Origin of the sequence: Fulvivirga aurantia, assembly GCF_009711475.1 — a bacterium.
Lineage (GTDB): Bacteria > Bacteroidota > Bacteroidia > Cytophagales > Cyclobacteriaceae > Fulvivirga > Fulvivirga aurantia.
In genome coordinates, this window is record NZ_SMMD01000350.1 from 1 (window position 1) to 1,905 (window position 1,905).

Sequence of the window (1,905 nt, forward strand, 5' to 3'; positions counted from 1 at the left end):
TAGAAAATTAACCTAGCCAATTAAAAGAAGTAAGCCCTTATCGGCTTACTTTTTTATTTCATATATTTCGTGCCTTAATGTAAAGATCTATATGAAAAATATTCTACCTGTAATGATTAGCCTGTTGTGTATTACTGCCTGTAATTTTGAACAGGAAAATAAACAAGATCAAACAGCGCCTGAGAAAGAACGTTTGCGCATCGAGCAACAATCCTATGAAAAGCAGTATGGTAAATGTGAAAGTGACACCTCTGTATACTGCACCAAGGTTACTTTTGAATTTCCGCAACTGTCTGGACTAGACTCGGCCACCACAAAAAGGATCGAGGCTAAGCTAAAGTCTACCATCCTTAATCAATACCTAAAAGACTCAATTAATACAGGTTTTGAGGATTATACCGATCAGTTTATCGAAGATTATAAAACCATTCAATCAAAATTTGACAATGCTTTTGGCTGGTATAGTAAAGTAGTAAGCAAAGTCATTTATTCTGATACTGTCAATCATATACTCACCATTCAAACGTCAACTAGTATATATACCGGTGGCGCACATGGCACAGATGAAATGTACTATGTTAATTTCGATCTATCCGATGGCGACATCTATACCTTAAATGATGTATTCGTTTCTGACTTTGAAACCAGACTAAATGAGTTGGCCTTGAGCAACTTCAAAGATCAGACAGACTCTGCCAATTTTCAGGACTTTAACTTCGAAGAAAACCAACTATACAACTCCAACTTTGGGATTATAGATGAGGGAATAAAATTTTACTACAACCCTTACGAAATAGCCCCTTACTCCAGTGGTGCCTCAGAGATTTTCATTTCTTATGAAGAGCTAAAGCCGATACTTAAAATGAAATTGAATTAAACAAAAAAAGCACGTCTTCATGAGAAGACGTGCTTTTGGGAATAAGTATTGTATCTTATTAGCTAAGTGCTTTCTTAAGTGTCTCTCCAATGTTAGCTGGAGACTCAACCACCTGAAGTCCACACTCATTCATAATTTTCATTTTTGCTTCAGCAGTATCATCAGCTCCACCAATGATCGCTCCTGCGTGGCCCATTCTCTTACCTTTTGGTGCAGTCTGACCAGCGATAAATCCGATTACCGGCTTAGGATTACCTTTTGATTTAATCCATCTAGCAGCGTCAGCTTCGTAGTTACCACCAATTTCACCAATCATAACGATAGCTTCTGTATCATCGTCATTCATCAACATTTCTACAGCCTCTTTGGTAGAAGTACCGATAATTGGGTCACCACCTATACCGATAGCAGTAGAAATACCATAACCAGCTTTCACTACCTGATCAGCAGCTTCGTAAGTAAGTGTACCTGATTTTGAAACGATACCTACTTTACCTTGCTTAAATACGAACCCAGGCATGATACCCACTTTAGCCTCACCAGGTGTAATCACACCAGGGCAGTTTGGCCCGATAAGCACCACATCTTTATCAGTTATATATTCTTTAGCTGCTACCATATCTTTTACCGGGATACCTTCAGTAATTGCGATGATCACTTTTATTCCGGCATCGGCAGCTTCCATAATTGCATCAGCAGCAAATGCAGGTGGTACAAATATGATAGAAACATTAGCCCCTACTTGCTCCACTGCATCAGATACAGTATTAAATACAGGTTTGCCTAAATGAATACTTCCACCTTTACCTGGAGTTACACCACCAACTACGTTTGTACCGTAATCGATCATTTGCTCGGCATGAAAAGTACCTTCAGACCCTGTGAATCCTTGTACTATAACTTTTGAATCTTTATTTACTAATACACTCATGGATATGCTTGATTAAAATTTGCACAAAAATATAACAATATGTGGCATTAGCAAAGCCATGAGTTACGATAAATAAGGTCGTGCATGTAACTCATGC

The 1,905-nt window shown here is 38.3% G+C and carries 2 protein-coding genes; one reads left to right on the forward strand and one right to left on the reverse strand.

What is annotated here, in order from left to right:
• The first annotated feature begins 91 nt into the window (after positions 1-91).
• Entirely contained in the window at positions 92-877 is a 786-nt protein-coding gene (locus tag E1176_RS01730) for a DUF3298 and DUF4163 domain-containing protein (protein ID WP_155208852.1), read from the forward strand.
• A 58-nt stretch (positions 878-935) separates the two neighbouring features.
• Here the strand turns inward: E1176_RS01730 and sucD are convergent, their stop codons facing one another.
• On the reverse strand, positions 936-1,808 hold the full coding sequence (gene sucD / locus E1176_RS01735; protein ID WP_155208853.1) for a succinate--CoA ligase subunit alpha: 873 nt from the start codon (positions 1,806-1,808) through the stop codon (positions 936-938).
• Between the last annotated feature and the right edge of the window lie 97 nt (positions 1,809-1,905).